General features: G+C 38.5%; 20 protein-coding genes. 10 read left to right on the plus strand and 10 right to left on the minus strand.

Annotated elements, in window-relative coordinates; all coding sequences use genetic code 11:
• Nucleotides 1-10: 10 nt before the first annotated feature.
• Nucleotides 11-1,177: a thioredoxin family protein gene (locus tag AQ505_RS13350; RefSeq protein ID WP_062548645.1), complete on the plus strand. Its 1,167-nt coding sequence runs from the start codon at nucleotides 11-13 to the stop codon at nucleotides 1,175-1,177.
• Nucleotides 1,178-1,236: 59 nt separating this feature from the next.
• On the opposite strand, the gene AQ505_RS13355 is transcribed toward AQ505_RS13350, so the two are convergent.
• Complete coding sequence (locus AQ505_RS13355; protein WP_062548646.1) at nucleotides 1,237-1,947, minus strand: cytidylyltransferase domain-containing protein; 711 nt, start codon at nucleotides 1,945-1,947, stop codon at nucleotides 1,237-1,239.
• A gap of 153 nt (nucleotides 1,948-2,100) precedes the next feature.
• On the opposite strand from AQ505_RS13355, the gene AQ505_RS13360 reads away from it, so the two are divergent.
• On the plus strand, nucleotides 2,101-2,748 hold the full coding sequence (locus AQ505_RS13360; protein WP_062551009.1) for a hypothetical protein: 648 nt from the start codon (nucleotides 2,101-2,103) through the stop codon (nucleotides 2,746-2,748).
• A 17-nt stretch (nucleotides 2,749-2,765) separates the two neighbouring features.
• The gene (locus tag AQ505_RS13365; RefSeq protein WP_062548647.1) at nucleotides 2,766-3,404 is read left to right on the plus strand and encodes a DUF4142 domain-containing protein; all 639 of its coding nucleotides are present in this window, start codon (nucleotides 2,766-2,768) and stop codon (nucleotides 3,402-3,404) included.
• A 50-nt stretch (nucleotides 3,405-3,454) separates the two neighbouring features.
• Here AQ505_RS13365 and AQ505_RS13370 read toward each other — a convergent pair whose 3' ends face one another.
• A complete protein-coding gene (locus tag AQ505_RS13370; RefSeq protein ID WP_062548648.1) occupies nucleotides 3,455-4,060 on the minus strand; it encodes an alpha-ketoglutarate-dependent dioxygenase AlkB family protein in 606 nt (201 codons plus the stop codon).
• Between the two features lie 166 nt (nucleotides 4,061-4,226).
• Nucleotides 4,227-5,255: a helix-turn-helix transcriptional regulator gene (locus AQ505_RS13375; protein WP_062548649.1), complete on the minus strand. Its 1,029-nt coding sequence runs from the start codon at nucleotides 5,253-5,255 to the stop codon at nucleotides 4,227-4,229.
• Nucleotides 5,256-6,117: 862 nt separating this feature from the next.
• Between AQ505_RS13375 and AQ505_RS13380 the strand changes: the two genes are divergently transcribed.
• From AQ505_RS13380 to AQ505_RS13395, 4 genes are all read left to right on the plus strand, one after another.
• Nucleotides 6,118-7,209: a slipin family protein gene (locus tag AQ505_RS13380; RefSeq protein ID WP_062548650.1), complete on the plus strand. Its 1,092-nt coding sequence runs from the start codon at nucleotides 6,118-6,120 to the stop codon at nucleotides 7,207-7,209.
• 42 nt (nucleotides 7,210-7,251) lie between these two features.
• Complete coding sequence (locus AQ505_RS13385; RefSeq protein WP_062548651.1) at nucleotides 7,252-8,667, plus strand: RtcB family protein; 1,416 nt, start codon at nucleotides 7,252-7,254, stop codon at nucleotides 8,665-8,667.
• Between the two features lie 198 nt (nucleotides 8,668-8,865).
• Nucleotides 8,866-9,381 carry an endonuclease V gene (locus AQ505_RS13390; protein WP_062548652.1) on the plus strand — a complete coding sequence of 172 codons (516 nt, stop codon included), beginning with the start codon at nucleotides 8,866-8,868 and terminating at the stop codon, nucleotides 9,379-9,381.
• Nucleotides 9,382-9,391: 10 nt separating this feature from the next.
• Nucleotides 9,392-10,096 carry a hypothetical protein gene (locus AQ505_RS13395; RefSeq protein ID WP_062548653.1) on the plus strand — a complete coding sequence of 235 codons (705 nt, stop codon included), beginning with the start codon at nucleotides 9,392-9,394 and terminating at the stop codon, nucleotides 10,094-10,096.
• Here AQ505_RS13395 and AQ505_RS13400 read toward each other — a convergent pair.
• The 3 genes from AQ505_RS13400 to AQ505_RS26930 form a co-directional block, all read right to left on the minus strand.
• A complete protein-coding gene (locus AQ505_RS13400; protein ID WP_062548654.1) occupies nucleotides 10,093-11,130 on the minus strand; it encodes a hypothetical protein in 1,038 nt (345 codons plus the stop codon). The two genes, AQ505_RS13395 and AQ505_RS13400, sit on opposite strands and share 4 nt — an antisense overlap.
• A gap of 87 nt (nucleotides 11,131-11,217) precedes the next feature.
• A complete protein-coding gene (locus AQ505_RS27245) occupies nucleotides 11,218-11,406 on the minus strand; it encodes a nuclear transport factor 2 family protein (RefSeq protein WP_335338006.1) in 189 nt (62 codons plus the stop codon).
• A gap of 13 nt (nucleotides 11,407-11,419) precedes the next feature.
• Nucleotides 11,420-11,584: a nuclear transport factor 2 family protein gene (locus AQ505_RS26930; RefSeq protein WP_231634864.1), complete on the minus strand. Its 165-nt coding sequence runs from the start codon at nucleotides 11,582-11,584 to the stop codon at nucleotides 11,420-11,422.
• A gap of 482 nt (nucleotides 11,585-12,066) precedes the next feature.
• Here AQ505_RS26930 and AQ505_RS26935 point away from each other — a divergent pair, with 482 nt between their 5' ends.
• Complete coding sequence (locus AQ505_RS26935) at nucleotides 12,067-12,285, plus strand: hypothetical protein (protein ID WP_231634865.1); 219 nt, start codon at nucleotides 12,067-12,069, stop codon at nucleotides 12,283-12,285.
• Nucleotides 12,216-12,716 carry a DUF6596 domain-containing protein gene (locus AQ505_RS26380; RefSeq protein WP_062548655.1) on the plus strand — a complete coding sequence of 167 codons (501 nt, stop codon included), beginning with the start codon at nucleotides 12,216-12,218 and terminating at the stop codon, nucleotides 12,714-12,716. Before AQ505_RS26935 ends, AQ505_RS26380 begins: the two co-directional genes overlap by 70 nt.
• A 158-nt stretch (nucleotides 12,717-12,874) precedes the next feature.
• Here the strand turns inward: AQ505_RS26380 and istB are convergent, their stop codons facing one another.
• The 4 genes from istB to dndD all read right to left on the minus strand — a co-directional run bounded on the left by istB (nucleotide 12,875) and on the right by dndD (nucleotide 19,501).
• Nucleotides 12,875-13,612: an IS21-like element helper ATPase IstB gene (gene istB, locus AQ505_RS13415; protein WP_062547708.1), complete on the minus strand. Its 738-nt coding sequence runs from the start codon at nucleotides 13,610-13,612 to the stop codon at nucleotides 12,875-12,877.
• 21 nt (nucleotides 13,613-13,633) lie between these two features.
• On the minus strand, nucleotides 13,634-15,187 hold the full coding sequence (gene istA, locus AQ505_RS13420; protein WP_062547707.1) for an IS21 family transposase: 1,554 nt from the start codon (nucleotides 15,185-15,187) through the stop codon (nucleotides 13,634-13,636).
• Between the two features lie 599 nt (nucleotides 15,188-15,786).
• Nucleotides 15,787-17,361 carry a DndE family protein gene (locus tag AQ505_RS13425; RefSeq protein WP_062548656.1) on the minus strand — a complete coding sequence of 525 codons (1,575 nt, stop codon included), beginning with the start codon at nucleotides 17,359-17,361 and terminating at the stop codon, nucleotides 15,787-15,789.
• Complete coding sequence (gene dndD, locus AQ505_RS13430) at nucleotides 17,345-19,501, minus strand: DNA sulfur modification protein DndD (RefSeq protein ID WP_062548657.1); 2,157 nt, start codon at nucleotides 19,499-19,501, stop codon at nucleotides 17,345-17,347. Before dndD ends, AQ505_RS13425 begins: the two co-directional genes overlap by 17 nt.
• Nucleotides 19,502-19,665: 164 nt before the next feature.
• On the opposite strand from dndD, the gene istA (AQ505_RS13435) reads away from it, so the two are divergent.
• Nucleotides 19,666-21,231 (plus strand): IS21 family transposase, encoded by a 1,566-nt coding sequence (gene istA, locus AQ505_RS13435; protein ID WP_062547713.1) that lies wholly within the window; start codon nucleotides 19,666-19,668, stop codon nucleotides 21,229-21,231.

Here is a 21,231-nt window from a genome sequence, read left to right on the forward strand (position 1 = left end):
ACATACATTCATGAAAACAATTAAATATTATGGCTTATTGCTGCTGCTATTCTGCAGCAGTGCCGTTGCTCAGGCCCAGCAGAAGGCTGATGGTCAGTTTGTAAAAGTAAACAGCTGGCAGGCCTTACTGGATCTGGCTAAAAAAGAACATAAAATGATCTTTATTGACAGCTATTTTGTGGGCTGTCATCCTTGTAAGCAAATGGATGATGAGGTATTCCCATTGTCTGATGTGACACGTCTGATGAAAGATAATTTTGTCAGCGTAAAGATCGACTTTATGGTAGAAGAGCTGGGTAAAGCACTCCAGGTAAAATATGCAGTCACTGGTTTCCCAACTTTTCTGATTCTAAATGAAGATGGACAGCTGGTCTCCAGATTTTCTGGTTACCAGGAAGCAGATGTATTTCAAAAAAGATTAGCAGAAGCAAAGGTAAAAGCCAAAAATGGAGTTGTAATGGCTGGTTTTAGTGCGAATCTGGGAGTTGCTCATCCGGACTTTTATACCCAGATGTTCAGCGCTAGAAAACCAATGGTTGCTCAGGATATGATCAACTATTTAGCTAAAAACAAAGATGTTTTAAAGGAGGAGCAGGCGGTGCCTTTTCTAATGATGAAAAATATCGATCCGGACTGGAATACTTACTTCCTGGAGCATTATGCGGAGTTTGAAAGCAAATACGGCCAGGATCTGGCTTCTGGGAAACGTGCAGCCATCATCAATTCGAAATTAAAAGGGATTGGAGAAGGAGTCAATACAGAGGCTTTTGAAAAGTTTTTGAAAACAGTCAGACCGTATTATTCAGATGACAGCTGGACTTATGCTAAACTGGATATCGCGGAAGGCTATTATTACAACCTGCATAGAGACCACAAAGCATTCTTCAAATATGCAGCGGCCAACTTTAATGATGATACCAATAAAATCAGGTATATGGCGATGTACTTGAATCAGCCAAAGATAGATGAAGAAGAAAAGCAGTTGTTTGCAGACTGGATGAAATTGGTGATCACAGCAGATGCGCCTTATGAGGTATTGAGTACTGCCAGCAGAATAATGATGACGCAAAAGGATGTGCAGCAGGCCAAAATCTATGCAGGATGGGGAGTAAAAAAAGCAGGGGTACTTAAAAAAAGCGACAGTTACTTTAAGGAGATCCTGGCGCAATCAAAATAAAATGAGCGCAAAGCCCTTGTTGTCAGTAGGTAGCAAGGGTTTTTTGCTTTTTTTGAGGGTTAGAAAAATTCATTGAATCTGCTGAAAACACCAGGGAAGCGATAGCGGTGCTCATCAATAAGCACGGCGAGTCTGTAGTTGTCTTCTGAATCGATAGCCAAATTCTCTATATCATCGATACCATAAGAAAACGGGCTTTTGCCCACTTTTCTATTTCCGTTAGCGAGGAAAGTACGGCGGTTGAAAATATGGAGGATTCCATCTTCAACAAAGGTATTGGGGCGATCTTCGCGCATTATATTCTTGTCGCTGTCATAAAGTCTACGATTCAGTGTTTTGATGGTAAAAAGAGAATCATAACGGCTATCCTCTGGGTCAAGGACATATTTGTCATAAGTTTCGATCGCAGCCTGGATCGTTTGCTGTCTTAGGAAAGGGAAGATCGGCCCAAGCTGAAGGATATGTTCCGTTTCCACATGTTCAAGTATGGCAGCAGTGGCTTTGTCGGAGGTCAGCTCCAATTCAATTTCCTGAAGTTCTGGCCGATAAACATCTATCACTTTGATTTTACTATAGCGGGAGTAATGGTCTTTAATTCTTCCGGCATCCGTGTTGATGACAATCTTTCCAATCTGTGGAATTGCTTCGAGCTTATCAACCATCAGGCTATAGAGCATATTCCTTGAAATATGTTCGAAATGTCTGTTAGGAAAAAAATATCCGGCCACTTCGGGGATAAAGATGATTGCTGTTAATGAATAGTTACTCATCGTTTGACTGGTTTGTAGGTTTATAAACTCAATGTTACATATAAATAGGGAATTTGTTTCTGTAGTTTTTAATTATTTTTTGTTTGAAACATTCTGTTATGCAGTGTGTTAAAGTTGGAAGTGATCGAAGAGATGCTTAAATCAAGAGATGTCATGGAAAAAAAACAAAAGGTTAATGATCCTGGAGCTTCACATGTACCCGCTCAGGACATAGGGTCGAAAATGGATGCTGTGGAAAAGATAGAGTTGAGTTCGGAAGCAGAAGCTATTTATTTTTTTAAAATTGTCAGGGAGCGTCTGTTGGATGTGAATCGCTGGGCTAAATTTGCTGGTGGTGCTTCTTCTGATTTTTATCTTACTGACGCTAATGGTATTCCTGTTCATCGTAAGGCTACAGAAGGAGACCGAATTAAAATTGATATTCCAGGGCCGGGAACGAAAGCTGGAAATGGATACGATTGGGTGACTATTGAGGAAATTAAATCGGCGGTTATAGGGGAGACTGAAGTCTTAAGTATGACTGCCAGGCCCTCCGATAATCCACTAAATCAGGATCAGAATACGGCACATTTTCTGACTGATCAAGCTACTTCTACATTTCAGGTGAGGCGTATTGGCCGAACCATTTATGCGGAAGAACATGGTAGAAATGAAGTTCCTAATACTGACACGGATCACCCTTTGGATAATGTCCGTAATACTTTTGTTGGCTGGGGCGCCAAAATTGGATTTTCTTATCCACAATGGAAAGCCTTAGTTAAAGGGCTGCTGAATCAGGATAGCCCTGATCAGTCCAGTTAATTTAAAATTATTCACTTATGGAAAAGTATTGGAGAAATGTGTTGCCTGTTTGTCTGCTGATCGGAATGCAGGCCTGTACTCAAGCGGATAGAAATGGCCGAGATGCAGCTGCGACAGGAGTAGTAGATTCCTTGAGCGATTCGACTCAAAGGGCAAAGGCCATAACTGCAGATGTGGACGTAAATGGTAATGGTAAAATGTTCGTCTTAAACGCCTCAGCAGGGGAGCTTTTTGAGATCGAAGCTGCAAATCTGGCGATGAATAAAAGTAAAGATAAACAAGTAAAGGTTTTTGCGGCGAAGATGTTAAAAGACCATCAGAAGGCTAATACTGAACTTCATCGGATTGCTGGCGCAAAAGGAATTCAATTGGCACAAGCCCTATCTGGGAAAGCAGAAGGAGACCTGAAAGTGCTGAATACACTGGCTAATCGGGAATTTGAGGTACAATATATACGTATGATGATCGATCAGCATCAGAAAACGATGCAGCTTTTTACAGATGGTACAGGTTTAACTGATCCGGAACTAAAAGCATTTGCCGTTAAAAAACGGCCATTAATTGAACAGCATTATAAAAAGGCATTGGAGATTGGTAAACACTTAAATATAAGTAATGCAAACAATGGAGATGATTTATTGGGAATAAGCCCCTGAAAAAGTTGAGGTCTTTGCTAATGAATGAAATTACCCTCTGGAAAACCTGGTTATTTGCAAGATTCAGAAATTCGAAAAGTTAGGTTGATTCTCGGGCCAATATCTCTGGAAGTTTTTGGGATATGGTGCTCATAGTGCTGTTGCATAGTTTCTCCCATGAGCAGCAAACTTCCGTGGCTGAGTGGGATATCAAGTGGCTGAATGTTTAGCGTTGATTTAGGACGTACCTTAAAAATCCTGGTGTCACCAAAGGTAACTGAAGCAATGTGATGATGTTTGCCATCTGCAGGAAGGTGGTCACTATGCCAGGAGACGGAATCTTTACCGTTTCTATACAGGTTTAAAAGCACACGGTCAAAACTGATCTCTGTGACTTTTTCTACTGAGGCTTTAATTTCCAGCAATGCTGGCGTCCATTGATGTCCATTTTCTCCTCCATAATAGGCAGTTAGCCGAGGATCTAAGACCATTTTATCGTACATTTTTCGCATGCGCTGCTGCCAGGGCACTTCGCTAAAAAGCATTTTAAAATAGCGGTCAGCTTCAGTTTTACAGAAAAAATGCTGCCAAAGCTGTAATTCTGTATCAGGCAAGTCGAAGTCAATATACTTTTTAATACCTCCGTCAAATAGTGCGGTCTCTCCAAAAAGGTTCATGATACAAATTTATGAAAACTTAGAAGAAAACTAAAAATATTAGCAAATAACATGGAGTAAACAACTGCTTCTATTGGATTATGCCAAAATAAAGGATATGATTCCTTTGTTTTTATATTTGCTATTAATTTTAATGACCTCTGCTGTGTATCTGTCTATAGCAATTTTAAATAGCTGATTCCTCTGTGTCGTATTGTCCAGCGGATTGAATAAGCCTTTTTTTAATTCTGGAAACCAGGTTTCGGGGCGCCAATACTTTCATGCATTCTCCAAAGCCAAGAATTTCCCTTTCCAATTCAAAGTTTAGTACCACATCAATTCTAAAGGTCAAACCATCATGATCTTCTTTCAACACCTGCTGACTATGATGCAATGGCTTAGTTAATATATATGGTGCATTTTGTTTATTTATTTTTAAGATGACTTTATGCGGCCGATCCCTTTCGGATTTGGTGACGCCAAGCAGGTCTTCAAAATAACGGTCAAAATCTACCCCTTTATACTCAACGTATGGTTCATTAGGAAGTTCCTGAAATTCAATGATCCGATCAAGCGCGAGCGTTAGCAATTGCGTGCCTTTTTTTGCCTTGACCATAACAAACCATCTGTTTTTGTATTCTTTTAGAAGATAAGGGAAATAAATCTCCTGGCTGGCTTGCAATGCCTTAAAAGACCGGTAAACGATCAATAATGACTTTTGCTGAAGGATAGCCTGGTAAAGTGGGTTGATGTATTCCAATCCTCTTAGTCGCTGATTATTTTCAAATTGAATGAAGTTTTTACTGGGGTTGGTCGATTTATAAAGGTTATTTTCCAGCTTGGCAATCATATCGCTCATCTCATCAAAATAATTAAAACCATTAAACTGCTTGAGCACACCAACGATTTCTTTCATTTTCTCTACATCACCAGAATTGATGGGAACCTTGGTAATGCTGTAAGCTAAATCACTATAACTATAGAATTTTCTGTCAGTAACCACAATTGGTGCATTGTATCCCAGTTTATCACTGCGCATCAATTGAATGTCGGCCTGAATCGTACGCTTACTTACGCCGGAAGTGATCCCTTCATATTCATATAGTTTGGAAGCCACCTTTTCTATGATGTCATCCAGTGTCCATTTCCTAAATCTGTTTTTCAGGCATTCATCAATGGTTTTATATCGAATTAGGGCAAGTTTATTTACTGACATAATACAGCTTAGGGGTTAAAAAATCAAAATTAGCCACAGGTAAAGATAGGAAATGGAATCTACTGCGCAGTATATCTGCGCAATTGAAATGATAATTTGTTAAAAATAGATTTTTGTTAAATTAATGTGTCTGAATTACAGTATTATACTTAAAATATTGATTTATATTTTTATTGCGCAAATGCACTGCGCAGTACCGCCTGCATCTTTGTATGGTCAACAATAAGACAGGTTCTTTGAAAAAACAAAACGTACGAAAGTACAATAAGATATTCCCGAAAGGGGGTGGCAATCGAAAGGATAAACATCCACAGTTGTGAGTTTCTAATGGCTCCATAGTATTGCGCTGATCAGCGGCAATATTCTGATGTTTAAAATGGCTGATTGTCAAATTTGTGTGTCGCAGGTTCGAATCCTGCTCCTGGTCAACCAGGATAACTCAGCGGTAGAGTAACAAACCAATTGCAGGTTCGAATCCTGCCTCCAGAGTATGGAGTAGCAAAATGGTAATGCAGCGGATTTAGGTCCACAAAAAGAAGGAATACTTTTCAAATGTTCCATTGGAAAAGCACCGGGAAAGGCATTCCGCTTTATGGAAAATAACGCTCCATACCATAAAGCAATTTGATTTATGCTTTGCAGGTACTACATAGAAAGGCAGATTTTGCTGTAGCTATCTGTTCTTTAGAGGTATCAAACAGCGCATTAAGTGCTCAAAAAGATGTTTTAAAGAATAAGATAAATACTTTAAAAAGAAACCGAGTATCATTTATACCTCCGCATGAAACAGACGAATGTCTTTCGAACGTGCTTTATTAAAAAGAATAAGAAATAATTATAGCAACCCACAAAAAACTAAAATATGAAAAGAGTAATGATCAATACCAACACTGTAGGGTTGGTTTACAGAAAAAATGAATTTAAACGTGTATTGACTGCCGGAAACCATTGGTTGGGATTTGGAGAATCAGTCAGCACTTACGATATGGCAAAAACATTCTTTGCCTCAGAACTGGACGTTTTGTTATTAAACAAAGATTTTGAAGAATTGGTGACTACCATAGAGGTGGCAGACCATGAATTGGTATTGGTTTATCAAAATAAGAATTTCAAACAAGTATTGACTGCAGGGAAATATGCGTTCTGGAAAGGTTTAAACAAATATTCATTTGTGACAGCCAATTTGGATAACTATGAAATTGCAGCGGAGATCGATAAAAACACCATAGAAAAGCCACAGCTATCAGCTTTCATCAGGGTTTTCAAAGTTGAAAATTATGAAACTGGATTGTTAATGGTGGAGGGGAATTTTGAAAAAGTAATGAAACCAGGCAATTACATTTTCTGGAAGAACAGCACTGTGATCCAGGTTTTAAAAACAGACATGCGTCAATTGAATATGGAAATCATCGGACAGGAGATCCTGACTAAGGACAAGGCGCAGCTGCGCATCAACTTCAATGCGCAATATAAGGTTGCGGATCTGATGAAAGCTTTATTGGAAAATAAAGAGTTTGACAAGCAATTGTACGTCAGCATTCAATTGGGTTTAAGGGAAACCGTCGGAAAGCTGACTTTTGATGAACTGATGGAAAGCAAGGATAAGATCTCTGAAAGCATCTTGAAAATTTGTGCAGCTAAAGCGGAAGGTTTAGGGGTGAAATTGATAGACTGCGGGGTCAAAGACATCGTTTTACCAGGGGATATCAAGGAAATTATGAACCAGGTTTTAATTGCCGAGAAAAGAGCACAAGCCAATTTAATCACACGTAGAGAGGAAACGGCCTCTACCAGAAGTTTGTTAAATACGGCAAAGTTGATGGAAGACAATGCGATGCTCTACAAATTGAAAGAAATGGAATATGTAGAAAAGATCGCAGAAAAGATCAACACCATCAGCTTGTCCGGCAGCGGGCAGATCGTTGATCAGTTGAAACAAATATTTGTAAAATAGGTAAGGTCCTATCATTAAAATAAAGATTTTTATTAAGAAACAATGACAACAAAAATAAACGGAAATGACTTGTTAGAAGCAGGTTATACACCAGGGAAAATACTTGGTATTGCGCTGGCTATTGCGACACATTTACCAGACCTATCAATTCAGGAGGTCAAAACACTACTTAGGACAGTAAAAGATCAGCCAGCTGATTTCCTAAATGATCCAATTATGAAAACGCTGGCTGCTGAAATTATTGAAGAAAACAAGATCGAGCCTGAGATCTCCTTAATGGAAAACGCCCTGCCTTATACTTTATATGGAGCTGAGCATATTGAAGAGGGTGCAAGAAAACAAATGAACATTGCCATGCGCCTGCCAGTAACTGCTGCAGGGGCCTTAATGCCTGATGCCCACCAAGGTTATGGCTTGCCGATTGGCGGCGTTTTGGCCACACGAAATGCGATTATTCCTTATGGCGTGGGTGTTGATATCGGTTGTCGAATGGCACTTTCCATATTTGAGATCTCCGCTGCTCACTTTCATGAAAATGAAGCGAAATTTAAAAGAGAACTGATTGCTCATACCAAATTTGGTGCTGGACATGGATTTCAAGGGCAATATAAATCAGATCATGAGGTATTAAGCAGGGAGGAGTTTAATTTAACACCTTTTATCAAGAACCTTCATGATAAAGCCTACTCACAATTGGGAAGCTCCGGAGGTGGAAACCATTTTGTGGAATGGGGTATTATTGAGTTTGAAAAGAGAGACGAGGTTTTGAATATTGAAAAAGGTAGCTATCTGGCGCTGTTAACTCATTCCGGATCTCGCGGTTTTGGGGCAACTGTAGCCGGTTATTATACGAAGCTTGCTAAAGAAAACTGCAAGTTACCTGCTGAAGCGGCTAACCTGGCCTATCTGGACATCAACTCGGAAGCTGGTCTGGAATATTGGTTGGCAATGAATTTAGCCGGTGATTATGCCTCCGCCTGTCATGAAGTGATTCATCACAAACTGACTAAGGCGATAGGGGCAGAAGTCCTCGCAAAGGTCGAAAACCACCATAACTTTGCCTGGAAGGAAAACTGGAATGGTGAGGAAGTGATTGTCCATAGAAAAGGTGCTACACCAGCAGGAAAAGGAGTCATGGGAATTATTCCGGGATCAATGACCGCACCAGGATTCCTGGTCAGAGGTAAAGGTATAGCTGATGCGATTAACTCAGCCTCTCATGGTGCCGGCAGACAAATGAGTCGCTCAAAGGCCTTCAAAAGCATCAGTAAAGAGGAAATGCGGACGGTATTGAAAAACAACAACGTCACACTAATCGGTGCAGGATTAGATGAAGCGCCAATGGCTTATAAAGACATCAACCTGGTGATGGAAGCTCAAAAAGAGCTGATAGATGTGGTTGCCAAATTCACACCTAAAATGGTACGAATGGCAGATGATGGGAGCCGGGAAGATTAAATCAATAGGAGTAAAGCGCCGTATCAGCATAAAAAGCCCTACATTTTCCGTGGGGCTTTTTGTGATTCCCTGGATTCGAGAGGAGGCTAATATCGACCACATTTGCGGAAGGCGGGTTAAATTTGCTAGATTTAAGCAGAAGTGTTGGTGCAATCGTATTGATGGAAGATTTTTATCAATAGAAATTAAATAAAGTCAATGAAATTAATTATAGATGTAGCTTATCAAAATAATGAAGCGAAGGTAGTTGGAGGTTTTTTTGAAGATTGGTCCGATGATGTTGTGTTCAAACAATCCTCAAAGATTGTTGAAAATGTACAGGATTATGTCTCTGGAGAATTTTACAAAAGAGAGCTACCCTGTATTTTAGAATTCCTGAAGGATGTTCCACTGGACGAAATAGAACTCCTGATTATCGACGGTTTTATTTATTTAGATGACGAAAGAAAATATGGTTTAGGGGCATACTTATATGATAGTTTAGATAAAAAAATCCCTATAATTGGCGCAGCCAAATCGCGATTCTACAGCAATACCAAGTATGTAGAAGAAGTTTTTAGAGGAGAGAGCAAAAAACCTTTATATGTATCTGCAATAGGAATTGAGCTGCCGGAAGCAGCATTGTTGATAGCGAATATGTATGGGAAGTACCGTTTGCCTAACCTCATTAAAGAAGTGGATACAGAGACAAAAAACACGTGGATTATTCAATAATTGAGATTTAATGAAGAGAATATTTGAAAAAAATCCTGTTTTGATCTTTGTTATTCCGCTTGTCATTTTCTTTTTAATAGGATGTGTGTTGCTTTATTTCGCAGTTCTTAAAGTTGAACTGATTCCATTTTATGGCTGGATTCTTATTGGAGCTTTTATTATGATCCCAATTCTCTTGATATATGGGTTCGTATTTGGGTTTGGCCCTGGTAAAGCTGTATCGTCCAATAGAAACCAATTGGCTTTCAGTCCGGATGGTATTCATTTCGAAATGGTATTATTTGATTGTTCTTGTTTCATTAAATGGAATAGCATTGATACCGTTATTTACTCCGACTCCAGAAATGAAGATTACGCTGAGTACATCATTTTTGTCAACGAATTACCAATATGTATTCAAAAGGAAAACCCATGGTGGCCAAATAGGTTATTCCCTTACCAGCAAAAACACCATAAAATAAGGATAAAAAGTGATGCTGTAAGCTTTAACTCGCTGCCTGATCAGCTGGAAAAATACTTACGATCTAAAGTTAGTTTTGAATTTAAAGACAGCAGAAAAGGGACTTTAATAGATTCTAAAACATTTACTGAAGGAAATACACAGACCACCACAGAACACTGGAAGCCAGCACGTAATTATGAGCCTTTTGAAATGATATACGACAAGTATAACCGAACAGTTCATGATATTGAAAAACGGGACGGTGCGATTTAGTTAGGAATTTTCCCGTCTTCTTCCTCATATTTTTCGAAGCCATTATAATGATAAGACTGCTCAGCACCCTCATCACAGCTGCTGAAGAAGATGCTTTTATTGGCTAAGTTGCCCTCGATAAATTTGTCTTTGGAGGAGGGTTGGAGCTTTAAATATTTACGCAGATGTCTGGCGTCATTATATTGGTTTTGCTTATAATATGCATCGTTTCCCTGATCGGAATGATCCGAATATAGATTGGATTTTGCGTCATACCTGTACTTGGCCGTATCTATTTCTGGATAGGTATGGTAATGTTTATTGGCATACAGAGCGTTTTTCTTCAGGTCTTTTGATTGGTCATATTGGTTTTTCCATTCCAGGATCTCCTGCCACTGTTTCTTCTCCTCTGGACCGTGTTTCTGATAACCTTCATTTCCTCCGTAATTGGAAAGTTTGATGACCTCAGCATTTTTACTGGAACTGATCATGGCAGAGAAATGTTCATATTCGCGCTTGGGCGTGTTGTGGACTAAAATAAAATCATTGGAGCCGGATTCATTGGAATAATGCCAGGAACTTTTATCCTCCCCATTTGGTTTTGAAGAAGCTTCAGATAAAATGGATAAGATGAGATTTTTGATTCGACCTTGTTTCTGGTATACAAAGGGCGCATCAAAACAATTGGAGTCCTCATTGAATACCTGTTGTGTGCTGTCCTGATCAAATTTAACGAAGGTCTTACTGCCTCTTTCAAAGCCTACGAAGTTTATTCTTGTGCTGTCCCCTAAAGCAGGGTTTTTATGAGCAAAGACTTCAAATAGTTCCTGCTTGTCCGGGTAGAACAGGAGGTAGTCTTTTTCAAAAAAATATCTGCCAAATACTCCTGTAGCATAACCGTACAGTAGAAAGGTGCCATCCTCAAAAAGGCTGATTCCTGTATTACTGCCATACAGACCGGCATGTTTTTTATAGCGTGAATTCATGGCTTGATGTTGTGCGGAACTGTTGTTGATGAGGGCCATACAGAAAAGGAGCGTGATTAAAGACTTCATACGATAAAGATACTCATTATTGCGATTTCATTACTTTGCCTTTTTTCCGAAAGTTTTACATCATTAATTCACAGTACACCTTAATGGTTAAATCGAAATACCGCTTCCTCCCACAATTTTTATCCCATCGGAGAAATTTTTCCAAAAGCGGATATATCTATATTGGGCTTCAAAGGGTTGATTGTTGTAGCTTCCTTTTAAGTTCATTTTCAGGGTAATAACAGCTAGATCATCTATAATATTTAGCTGTTCAATATTTGGACTAAGCTCAGCTATTTTTAGATTTCCATTACGATAGGATTTCTAAATCCATTTCTTTCGTAATCGTTTCACCACTCGGGACGATGAAAAGCAAATCATTGTGCAGCAGTTTGTCGAGCATTTCTACGTTACTACTTTTCATAGCGTCGTAAAGCTGGTTTTCAAGATTTAGAATGTCGTTTTTTGTTATCATTTTTTTAATTTATTGAGACGTTTTTTTTTAATCAGGTAATATCAATTCTCAAATGATCAGAACGACATTTTGTAGGTCTGTAAAGGTTGTTTTCTTAATTTCTAAAATACATAAAAATCAATCTTAATCACATTGACCCTTATTGATTGCTTTATTACAAAGGAATCTATACTCAAAAACAGGTAGTACTGATTATTACTATCAATTTAAACTTATCAATCTCATAATCAGTAGTATAAGATGGTATTGGAATTTGTTTTACTTGTGGTTGTCCAATTTTGATAAGCTCATGCATTATTATGGTGTAAATAAAACAATAATCACATAGAACAGAAAATTAATGCCTTTGAAAAAGGCCAAAATGCGATGAGAGCAATTTATGGCGTAGGTGCTTAACTGGCAAAATGTACAATTGAACAAGAGCTTTACACTTAATCTATTACCGGGTATCACAAATCAATGGCTGTGCCTATTGTCTGGATATGCACTCGAAAGACTTGATCGCCATAGGGAAGAATCCACAACGAATTTTTCTGCTGGATGCCTGGAGCGAAGCACCGCTTTATAGCGACCGGGAATTGATGAAATCGCCGAAGCATTCCTCTCGAACAAGGAAACGATTAACAAGAGGTTGTTCAGGGCGAAAGAAAAGCTCCGCACAGAGAAGATTCAACTCGGTTTTCCTACCGAAAATGACCTAGTTAAACGGCTGGATAATGTACTCCATATTATTTATCTGCTCTTTAGTGAAGGATACTATTCCCGGACACAGAACCAGATCTTAAGAAAAGATTTCTGTATTGAGGCCTTGCGACTGGGTGTATTGCTTACCGAATATGAAAAGACAAATAGACCCAAAACAAATGCCTTAATTGCCTTAATGTTTTTTCATTCGTCCCGGTTTAATGCCCGGCAAAATGAAGAAGGAGAGTTGATTTTATATGAACAGCAAGATGAAGATGCCTGGGATAGTGAATTGATTCATAAAGGTGTTTATTTCTTAAGCCTTTCTGTTACTGGAGAAGAGCTCATTACTTATCATCTGGAAGCCAGAATCGCTTATTGCCATTGTACAAAGAAAGATTCTGTAGAGAATGGGAAGAGATTTTACAACTTTATAACCAGTTGTTAATGGTTTAGCTACTCGCCTGGAGCTGCACTCAATAGGACGTTTGCGCTGTATAAGGCGAAAGGAGCTGAGGTAGCTGGGTATTTCGGAGTGATGGTGCCAGTGATTTCGGTCAAACCGTGCCACTTAAAAGATCATACAATTATATAAAAAAGCTGGGATTATTCCTTTTTCAATATTCCTTTTCTCATGGATTCACCTTTCAGGTCAATGCGGTGAGAGGAGTTTACAATCCGATCCAAGATGGCGTCTGCAATAGTTCCTTCACCACCAATGATTTCGTACCAGGCCGATACCGGTATTTGGGAGGAGATTATAGTTGATCTTTTACCGTGCCGATCGTCTATAATATCCATCAGCGTTTCCCTGTCCTGATTATCGAAAGCTTGCAAGCCAAAGTCATCCAGTATTAGCAGATCCATTCTAGTTAGTTTTTCCAGCTCCTTGAGGTAGGTTCCGTCAACTTTGCTCAATTTCAGCTTTTTGATCAGTCTGGCAGTTACTGTATAGAGTGTTTTTACTCCAGTAAGACATCCCTGATGCCCAAGAGCCTGTGATAGATAGCTTTTGCCTGTGCCGGAAGCACCACATATAATGATGTTTTCCTTTCTCATTGTAAAGTCCAGTGTACCAAGTCGTGCGAACATGTTCTTGTCCAGATTTCTTTCACTGGAATAGTTTATATCGGCAAGACTGGCGTTCTGCCTAAAGTTTGCCAGTTTCAGTAACCGATCAATTTTGTTGTTCTCGCGGTCTTCCCACTGATGGTCGGTCAGTAGTGCCAGGTATTCGTCGCATGTGATGCCTTCGAACCTGTTTTCCTTTACATACTGTTGGTGTAATTGAGCCATCGCCCCAAGGCGCATGTTACGTAGTTTTTCAACTGTCTGATTATTCATTGTTGTGATTTTTGATTGTCTTTATTGGTAAGCGGAAGCACCGCGTATGTTGCTGTGAAGAGGGATATGTGGTTTTATGGATTCGGGCTGTTCATCAATAGCGGGCAGTCTGTCCATATTATTTTTCAGGATGTTCTTTACACGCAGATAAGAGCAACTATCTGTAGCCAGAGCCCTTTTACAGGCATTATTGAGCCGCTCAGAGCCATAGGAACGGTTCAGATGAATAATGCCCAAAGAGCGCTTATAGCTTATTTCCGGGTAATCCTGCGAGGCCAGTACCTTTTCTATGCATGCCAAAACATATTCACCATGCGGCAATGCTTTTTTCCTGAAGAACTCAGGGCTCCAATCCGAGTAGAACTTATGTGTGCTGCTCAGATGATCTGTGATGGTGATATAGCTGCCCTTGTTCAGGTTGCGCTGATGCAGCGCAATCCTTTCATGGTTATAATAGATCTCAACACGGCTCCTGGTATAATGGATCATGGTCTCCTTGCCGATATACCGGTATGGAACACTATAGTAACACTTATCGGGAGAAAAATATGCGTAGCCCATCTTCTGCACCTTGGCCCTTTTATAGTCTTTCATTTCATAGGTACTGGACGGTAGCTCTTTGAGATACTGACGTTCAATACTCTGGAAGAGTTCAATACGGCTAGATTCTTTTCGTTTGAACAAAAGCTTGTTGTAACACTCCAATAAGACAGCAATTTCCCTGTTAAGATCTTCCAGAGAAAAGAAGGTCATTTCCCGTAAAGGATAATAAATACGCTGGTAGACCAAATGCACCGCATTCTCAACCAGCGCCTTGTCCTGGGGAGCGTAACTGCGGGTGGGGTTGATGACACAATTATAATGGCGGGCAAAGTCTTTAAAGCTACGGTTGATATCGGCTTCGTATTTACTCGATCTGTTAACTGCGGACTTTAGGTTATCCGATACAATCGCTTTAGGCGATCCGCCATAGAAACGTAAGGCATCAGCACAACACGACAGCATGTCCTCGCGTTTCTGACTCATACATGCCTGAACGTAAGTGTACTGGCTGCAGGGAAGTATGGCTACAAATACTTCCACGGGAACAATCTCTCCGGTCTGCTTATCGATGATCTGCAGCTTTTTACCGGCAAAGTCTATGAACATTTCTTCGCCAGCAAAGTGCTGAAGTTTCATTGACCCTTTTTCTTTAGGGTACTTGCGGCGGAAATGCTCAAGGAACTGTGTGTAACTATAAGGTTCTGCCGCCAGCTCAACATATTGCTGATAATGATACAAAAAGGTAAAACCCGGATGGTTCCGGGCCTTGTTTACACCCTCAAAATAAAGCATGAGCTCATTATGGCGAATGGTGTCCAGGGTCGTATGTGATGAGAACAGTTCGGATAAAGCAACTGTATCAAACCCCAGAAGCTCCTGACATGAATAGTCGCTACCAGCAAACAGTTGCATATAGGTATTGACAGTGTTACGGGAAATACCGAGAACAGAACCTATTTTACGGTTACTGTAACCCTCCAGATGTAATGTGAGTATTTGTTTTAAGTCCATCGGATCAAGTTTGTTGGCCATATCGCTGTATTTAAAAGCGATAAGGTAATTCTTTCTTGATCTTTTTAAAGTGGCACAATTCGAACCGTAAAACGGATAGATGGATAAAAACTAAACCACTAAAGTGGCATCATTTAAACCGTAATCGCTGGCACTAACAGACCGAAATAGCTGGCACTATTCGAACCGTAATATCCAGTAGCGCTGCCTGAAGCGGAGAAGTTAATGCTGGAGACCAACCATTTTTATTATATCCTGCTCGGAGAGCTCAGCAAAAATATAGATAAGATTAAGGCGAAGCACTATTTTGAACGGGCAAAAGCATAGGCAAAAATACCGGTAGAGCAGGAGCTTATTCAGGGCAAAATAAAACTTTTATAGGAAAAAAAATTAAACAGAAAAGCCTCACATTTATGTGAGGCTTTCGTGATCCCGCTGGGATTCACACCTAGTGTGAAAATCAACATTTATTCATTATCTGGGAGGTTTTGAAATTGGTACTAACCGAATCGCTCACCTTTTATTTGTACGTTTTTACTGCAAATGCTATAACAAAAGTAATAAAATAATTTATTTTTAGATCACTGTTATTTCGATGATTCTCATTTATTTAGACGGGGTTATTCGTTTTCAATAGTTTTCCAAAATTGCCTTATTTTTATTGTTTTTGGCTCATCTAAATGAATTAATCCAAATCCAGATTCTAATTTATGAATTTCGCTAGCCAATTTATGTTCACTTCTAGGAGTACCGATAAATGTTTTAATTATCTTGGGATCTTTATTTTGTACATTTAAACAAATAGGAAGCTTAACTTGTGATGCAAAATCAAAGTCTTTTGTTTTATAATCTTCGACACCTTGTGAGAGCATTACTACTATTACCCCTTTAGATCGTAAAAGTCTTAGTAAATCTTCAAGAGCTTTTCTTGCATTTTTATTTTTGAGATATATATGTGCTTCATCAATAACAATTACATAACGTAATGGCATTATATCATCAATTGGAAGAGCGTCATTAGCAGAACTGAAATAAAAGTTAAAATATCTAAGTAAAAGAAATACACATAACTGCCTTAACGTATCTGAGAGGGTCGGGGGTAGATTAAGATAAATACTTTTGTCAACTATACTTTCCGAAATTTCATTTGAAAATATACCACTTGATAAATCTTTAATGGCTGAAAATAATGTATCGGGCTTTGTTTTTGTAAATGTGTAATAAGAGTCTATGGCGTCAAATAATTCCGCCATATTAGGGTATGCGTTAGATTTACTTTCTAACAAGTCACTTACTACCGTTTGAAGGATGTTTTTTTGAGAAACCCCCATGTTTGGAACAAAGGTTGCAATTGTATCTACAAAAGCCTTTACACTAAATGTTTTTTGTCTATCCCCATCATGTAGATTTATTGAGGTCATAGGATTAAAATTGAAACCATCATTTAGTATATCTACAAATTCACAATCAGTTTTTTCTAGGAATTGTTTCAATTGCGATGCATCTCCTTCACCTTTATAGTCAAAAAATATGTATTTAAGTTGGTTACCAGAATTCTTAGAAATTTGGTAGATTATATCTTTAATTAGTTGTGTTTTTCCTGAGCCTGCCATCCCAGCAATAGCAATATTTCTATTGTCAAACTTTCTTAGATCATTTATGTTTATTTCAACGTCTTCACCGTCTTCTGTTTTTCCAATAAAAAATGAAATAGGATCTTTATATTCCTTAATCTGAATAGTTTTCTTGAAAATATTTGATACTGAAACTGTCCCAGATTGCAAATCGAATCCGTTTTTTACAAGTCTCATTAAAAAACTTGTATGATCTCCAGAAGTGAGATCTAAATTTTTTAATTTTTCATCTATAAGGTTAAGCCCATCATTAATATGTAATTTGAATAATTTACTAAATTCTTCCTCAAATAAGGACGCATTGTAATGCTTTTCCAGAATTGCTTTAAAAATTGGATAGTTTGATCTACCTTCGACTATTGTTCCAAATAAACCTTTGTCATCTCTAAAGTCTCTGCCGTCTGAACTAGGGATTGTATCCGTTGATAGATCAAATTTCTTGTTTAATTGTAAGCTGTATGCAAAAGCCATACGAGGAACAACTCCTTCAGAAGAGAATTTATAAATTGATTTTATCCTATTTATTGATTCGTCATTTTGCTTGCTAATTCTGATTCTCATAACTTTGGAAATAACCTTGTTTAAAATTTGATTTTTTATTCTCGTTTACTATTAAATATGATTTAGCAACTTTTGAGTGTATTGTATTATACCTTCGAGGTGTAATTTCATTATTTGTTGCTAGCAGAATTACTTGAGTAGATAGATCAGGATAATAATTTTTTAATATATTTTCTATATGCTCATGATCTAATCTCCCAAGTGGAGTATCTATAAAAATTGGGAAACTTTGAATTGACTCTTTTAATATGGCCTTAATAAGACAGGATATATATATTTGTTTCTCACCTGTAGAGAAGCTTTCTTTTGGAATCTCTCTACCTTGGGAATCTAGAATTGAAATTCTTAGGCCTTTTCCATCGGGAAGAATATCAATTCGTGATTCTTGAATAAATTCATTATTGTCATTTTGCATTTTATGCATTAGTTTTTTCAGTTCAGCTAGTAGGTTTTTTGCCAAAGCCTCCTTTTTACTAATTTTTTGATTGTCAATGAAAATCTGTAACGCCTCAATGTATTTATTTGCTTCTGATATTTTGTTTTTTATTAATTGATTTCCACTGCTTTTTTGAAGTAAATGATTATAGTGTTGGTTTAATCTAATGTTATCCGTTAGCAATTTATGTTTTTGATTCTCCAGAGCTCCATTTTCTGCGATTATCTTTTCTACTTTTCTTTCAGTATCGTCCTTTTGAGTGATGATTTCTAATATAGTCTCATCCTCTAGATCCGAATCAATTACCTTTATTTGTTTTTCCTTTTCAAAAACGGCTAATTGTACTGAGTTGAATTCCGAAATGGTTATTTCAAATAGATCTTTTGATTGCTGTTTAAGTATTTGTGATGTAGATAATACTAATTCTCTATCTGCATTGCTTAGATCTATCTCAAATTGTAAATCTGTTTTTTCATCAGGAACATCAAAAAGCTCATTCAACAAGACTTGGGCTTTATCAGAGTAAAATACTTTATTTTTAAAGGTCATTAATCCATCTTCTGGCTCTGGTGGTTTGTTGAATAACTTTTCAATAAAGTTGTCTAATCTTCTCTTTAGTAGTTCATTATTTTCGTTGGCTGCTTGTGCTTGGCCTTGGCAGGCTAGTTGTTCCACTACCTCTTCAACTTTGCCTGCAAGCATTGCTAATGGAGCCAGTTCACTTAATTCATTGAAACTTTTCTCTAATTCTTCTTTACGAAGTTTAAGCTGTATAAGTTCATTAAAAATGTCATCCCGATTAAATAAGGTTGTCTCTTTCCTGCTATTTTGATTTAAATAAGATTGATATTCTTTGATTCTATCTTTCATATTCTTCACCTCATTTTCATTTTGAGCTGATTTCATATCTATCTCTTCAATCTTACTTTTGTTAAGCTCTATGGACCTTTCAGAGTTTATAATTTGCTCTTTGAGATTAGTAACAGCACCTTCTTTTCTTAAATTGTTAGAATAGGAGGTTAGATCTTCTTTTAAACTTTCAAAATGATCTAAACCTAAAAGCTTTCCAAGGGCATCATTTAGTACATTACCTTCTTCCTTTGTTGATAATTCAGCCCATGATGCGATTTTTTCGGCATCAAAAAAAACAAACTTGGCAGCTTCAAGAGGAATAATAAAGTCGTTTATGAAACTAATTTTATCTTCATTTCCTTGAAAAATTTCCAGACCTTCAATGTTTAGTAAACTTAAAGATTCTTCAGTTTTTTGGGAATTAAATATTCTTTTTATTGAGACTTTATTCTCGGGTATGTTTAAATTGTTTGGTACATCAATGTCTTCTAAGAAAACCTCCACTGAGAATTCTAAATTACCTTCGTCTTTTGATAACCAATTGAGCGACTGCTTTAAGAATCTTTGATAATTCTGATCTTTTTGGACTTCACGATTAAAATTATCATCAATTTGTGTTATTTTCTCACCGTACAAACACCAAACAATTGACAGTAAAAAATTCGTCTTTCCATAGCCATTTTTCCCTCCTATGACTATTATGTTTTTTGTGTCAAATGTTTGTAAATCTAATGTTACCTGTCCGTAATACTGGCGGAAATTACTTATGGATATTCCGGAGCATGTTGACCCCCCAGTATTGTTTTTATAACCGCATGATATCGTAACGCCATTTATTTGGTTTACTGACATTCCGGCACATGCTGACCCCACCTGGCTTGTTAAAGATTTTGTAACGGAGCATGTTGACCCCTGCTGATTACGTTTAAACCGTATTCTGCTTGAGCATGCTGACCCCCTTCTTTAATTTGATTTGGCTTACTTAGGTGAATACACCCCACCTAACCAGAACGCTGATGGCCGGAAAAGCAAAAGCAATGAGTCAGATCAAACAACTTCTTCGCCTGCACGAGCAAGGCAATTCCATCAAGAGCATTGCCCGAAACCTGGGCATCAGCAAGAATACCGTTAAAGCCTACCTAGCCAAACTGTCTGTAGGGAAACTCGCAGTATCAGAGCTCCTGGATATGGATGATCCTATTCTTAAAGGCAATTTCCATGCTGGTAATCCTGCCTATAAGGACCCCAGGTTCGAACACATGAGCAAGAACCTCGAATATTATTCCAATGAACTTAAAGAAGTCGGCGTAAGCCGAACCCTCCTTTATGAAGAATATATTTCCGGCTACAAAGAAGGATACAGCTATTCCCAGTTCTGTTTCCACCTGCGACAGCAACTTATTGCACGCAGGCCCGGAATGAGACTGGAACATCTCGCCGGCGATAAGTTATTTATAGATTTTGCGGGTAAGCCCATGCATTATATAGATCGTGGTACGGGTGAACTTATCCCATGCCAGATCTTTGTAGCGACACTTCCTTTCTCTGATTACTGTTTTGCCATGGCTGTTCGGAGCCAACGCGTGGATGATTTTTTATATGCACTTGAATGTTGCCTCCGTGAGATCGGTGGTGCTCCAGCGGTGTTAGTTCCCGATAATCTGAAATCAGCAGTGGTAAAAACTGATCGTTTTGAACCTGAGATCAACCGGGCGCTAGAAGACTTTGCAAACTATTACAGCATTACCGTAATCCCCGCCAGGCCGAGAAAGCCAAAGGATAAGGCTTTGGTTGAAAACCAGGTCAAACTCGTCTATAACCGGGTTTATGCCCGTTTGCGTAACCGTCAGTTCTTTGATATTGAATCGCTGAACATCGCCATAAGGGAAAAGGTAAAAGCCCATAACCAGACCCGGATGCAGCAAAAGCCTTATTGCAGAGAGGAACGTTTTCTGGCAGCCGAAAAGCATCTGCTGAAATCGCTGCCTTCTGAGGGCTTTGAGGTAAAGTACTATGCTGAGCCCAAGGTGGCTAATAATAACCACATTTACCTTGGAAAGGATAAGCATTATTATAGCGTTCCGTTTGCATTTGTTGGAACAAAAGTCCAGGTAATATATACCAGGAGTATGGTCAGGATCTATGCACGTGGCAAACAAATCGCCTTGCACATTAGAAATATGCACAGGGCTGGGTATTCAACACAGAAGGAGCATTTGAGTTCACACCACAGGCATTACTTGGAAAGAAGCCCGGAGTATTATATAGCAAGAGCAAAGGAAAAGTCACCAGAGCTCTATATGCTTACCCAGCTCATTTTTGGCCAACCGAGCCATCCTGAGCAGCTTTACAGAACCTGTGATGGTCTACTCAGACTACAGAAGACTGCTTTGCCCGATGCATTTGCAGCAGCATGTGAACTGGCAATCGAGTACCGGAACTTTTCCTACAGGTTTGTGGAACGGATACTTAAGAACAATATGACAAACCATCAGGATCTGGTAAAACCAGACCAATCTCTGCCCGAGCATCAGAACATTAGGGGAAGCGAATATTATTCACAATCAACACTTAAATTCTAA

This window comes from Pedobacter sp. PACM 27299, assembly GCF_001412655.1.
Lineage (GTDB): Bacteria > Bacteroidota > Bacteroidia > Sphingobacteriales > Sphingobacteriaceae > Pedobacter.

What these genes read in the sequence shown, in the direction of transcription:
- AQ505_RS13380 (WP_062548650.1), top strand. Translation starts at nt 6,118, where the DNA reads ATGAAAAGAGTAATGATCAATACCAACACTGTAGGGTTGGTTTACAGA.
- AQ505_RS13355 (WP_062548646.1), bottom strand. Translation starts at nt 1,947, where the DNA reads ATGAGTAACTATTCATTAACAGCAATCATCTTTATCCCCGAAGTGGCC.
- AQ505_RS13390 (WP_062548652.1), top strand. Translation starts at nt 8,866, where the DNA reads ATGAAATTAATTATAGATGTAGCTTATCAAAATAATGAAGCGAAGGTA.
- istA (WP_062547713.1), top strand. Translation starts at nt 19,666, where the DNA reads ATGGCCGGAAAAGCAAAAGCAATGAGTCAGATCAAACAACTTCTTCGC.
- AQ505_RS26935 (WP_231634865.1), top strand. Translation starts at nt 12,067, where the DNA reads ATGCACTCGAAAGACTTGATCGCCATAGGGAAGAATCCACAACGAATT.
- AQ505_RS13350 (WP_062548645.1), top strand. Translation starts at nt 11, where the DNA reads ATGAAAACAATTAAATATTATGGCTTATTGCTGCTGCTATTCTGCAGC.
- AQ505_RS13395 (WP_062548653.1), top strand. Translation starts at nt 9,392, where the DNA reads ATGAAGAGAATATTTGAAAAAAATCCTGTTTTGATCTTTGTTATTCCG.
- AQ505_RS13370 (WP_062548648.1), bottom strand. Translation starts at nt 4,060, where the DNA reads ATGAACCTTTTTGGAGAGACCGCACTATTTGACGGAGGTATTAAAAAG.
- istB (WP_062547708.1), bottom strand. Translation starts at nt 13,612, where the DNA reads ATGAATAATCAGACAGTTGAAAAACTACGTAACATGCGCCTTGGGGCG.
- AQ505_RS13385 (WP_062548651.1), top strand. Translation starts at nt 7,252, where the DNA reads ATGACAACAAAAATAAACGGAAATGACTTGTTAGAAGCAGGTTATACA.
- AQ505_RS13375 (WP_062548649.1), bottom strand. Translation starts at nt 5,255, where the DNA reads ATGTCAGTAAATAAACTTGCCCTAATTCGATATAAAACCATTGATGAA.
- dndD (WP_062548657.1), bottom strand. Translation starts at nt 19,501, where the DNA reads ATGTCAGTAAACCAAATAAATGGCGTTACGATATCATGCGGTTATAAA.
- AQ505_RS13400 (WP_062548654.1), bottom strand. Translation starts at nt 11,130, where the DNA reads ATGAAGTCTTTAATCACGCTCCTTTTCTGTATGGCCCTCATCAACAAC.
- istA (WP_062547707.1), bottom strand. Translation starts at nt 15,187, where the DNA reads ATGGCCAACAAACTTGATCCGATGGACTTAAAACAAATACTCACATTA.
- AQ505_RS13425 (WP_062548656.1), bottom strand. Translation starts at nt 17,361, where the DNA reads ATGAGAATCAGAATTAGCAAGCAAAATGACGAATCAATAAATAGGATA.
- AQ505_RS13360 (WP_062551009.1), top strand. Translation starts at nt 2,101, where the DNA reads ATGGAAAAAAAACAAAAGGTTAATGATCCTGGAGCTTCACATGTACCC.
- AQ505_RS26930 (WP_231634864.1), bottom strand. Translation starts at nt 11,584, where the DNA reads ATGATAACAAAAAACGACATTCTAAATCTTGAAAACCAGCTTTACGAC.
- AQ505_RS13365 (WP_062548647.1), top strand. Translation starts at nt 2,766, where the DNA reads ATGGAAAAGTATTGGAGAAATGTGTTGCCTGTTTGTCTGCTGATCGGA.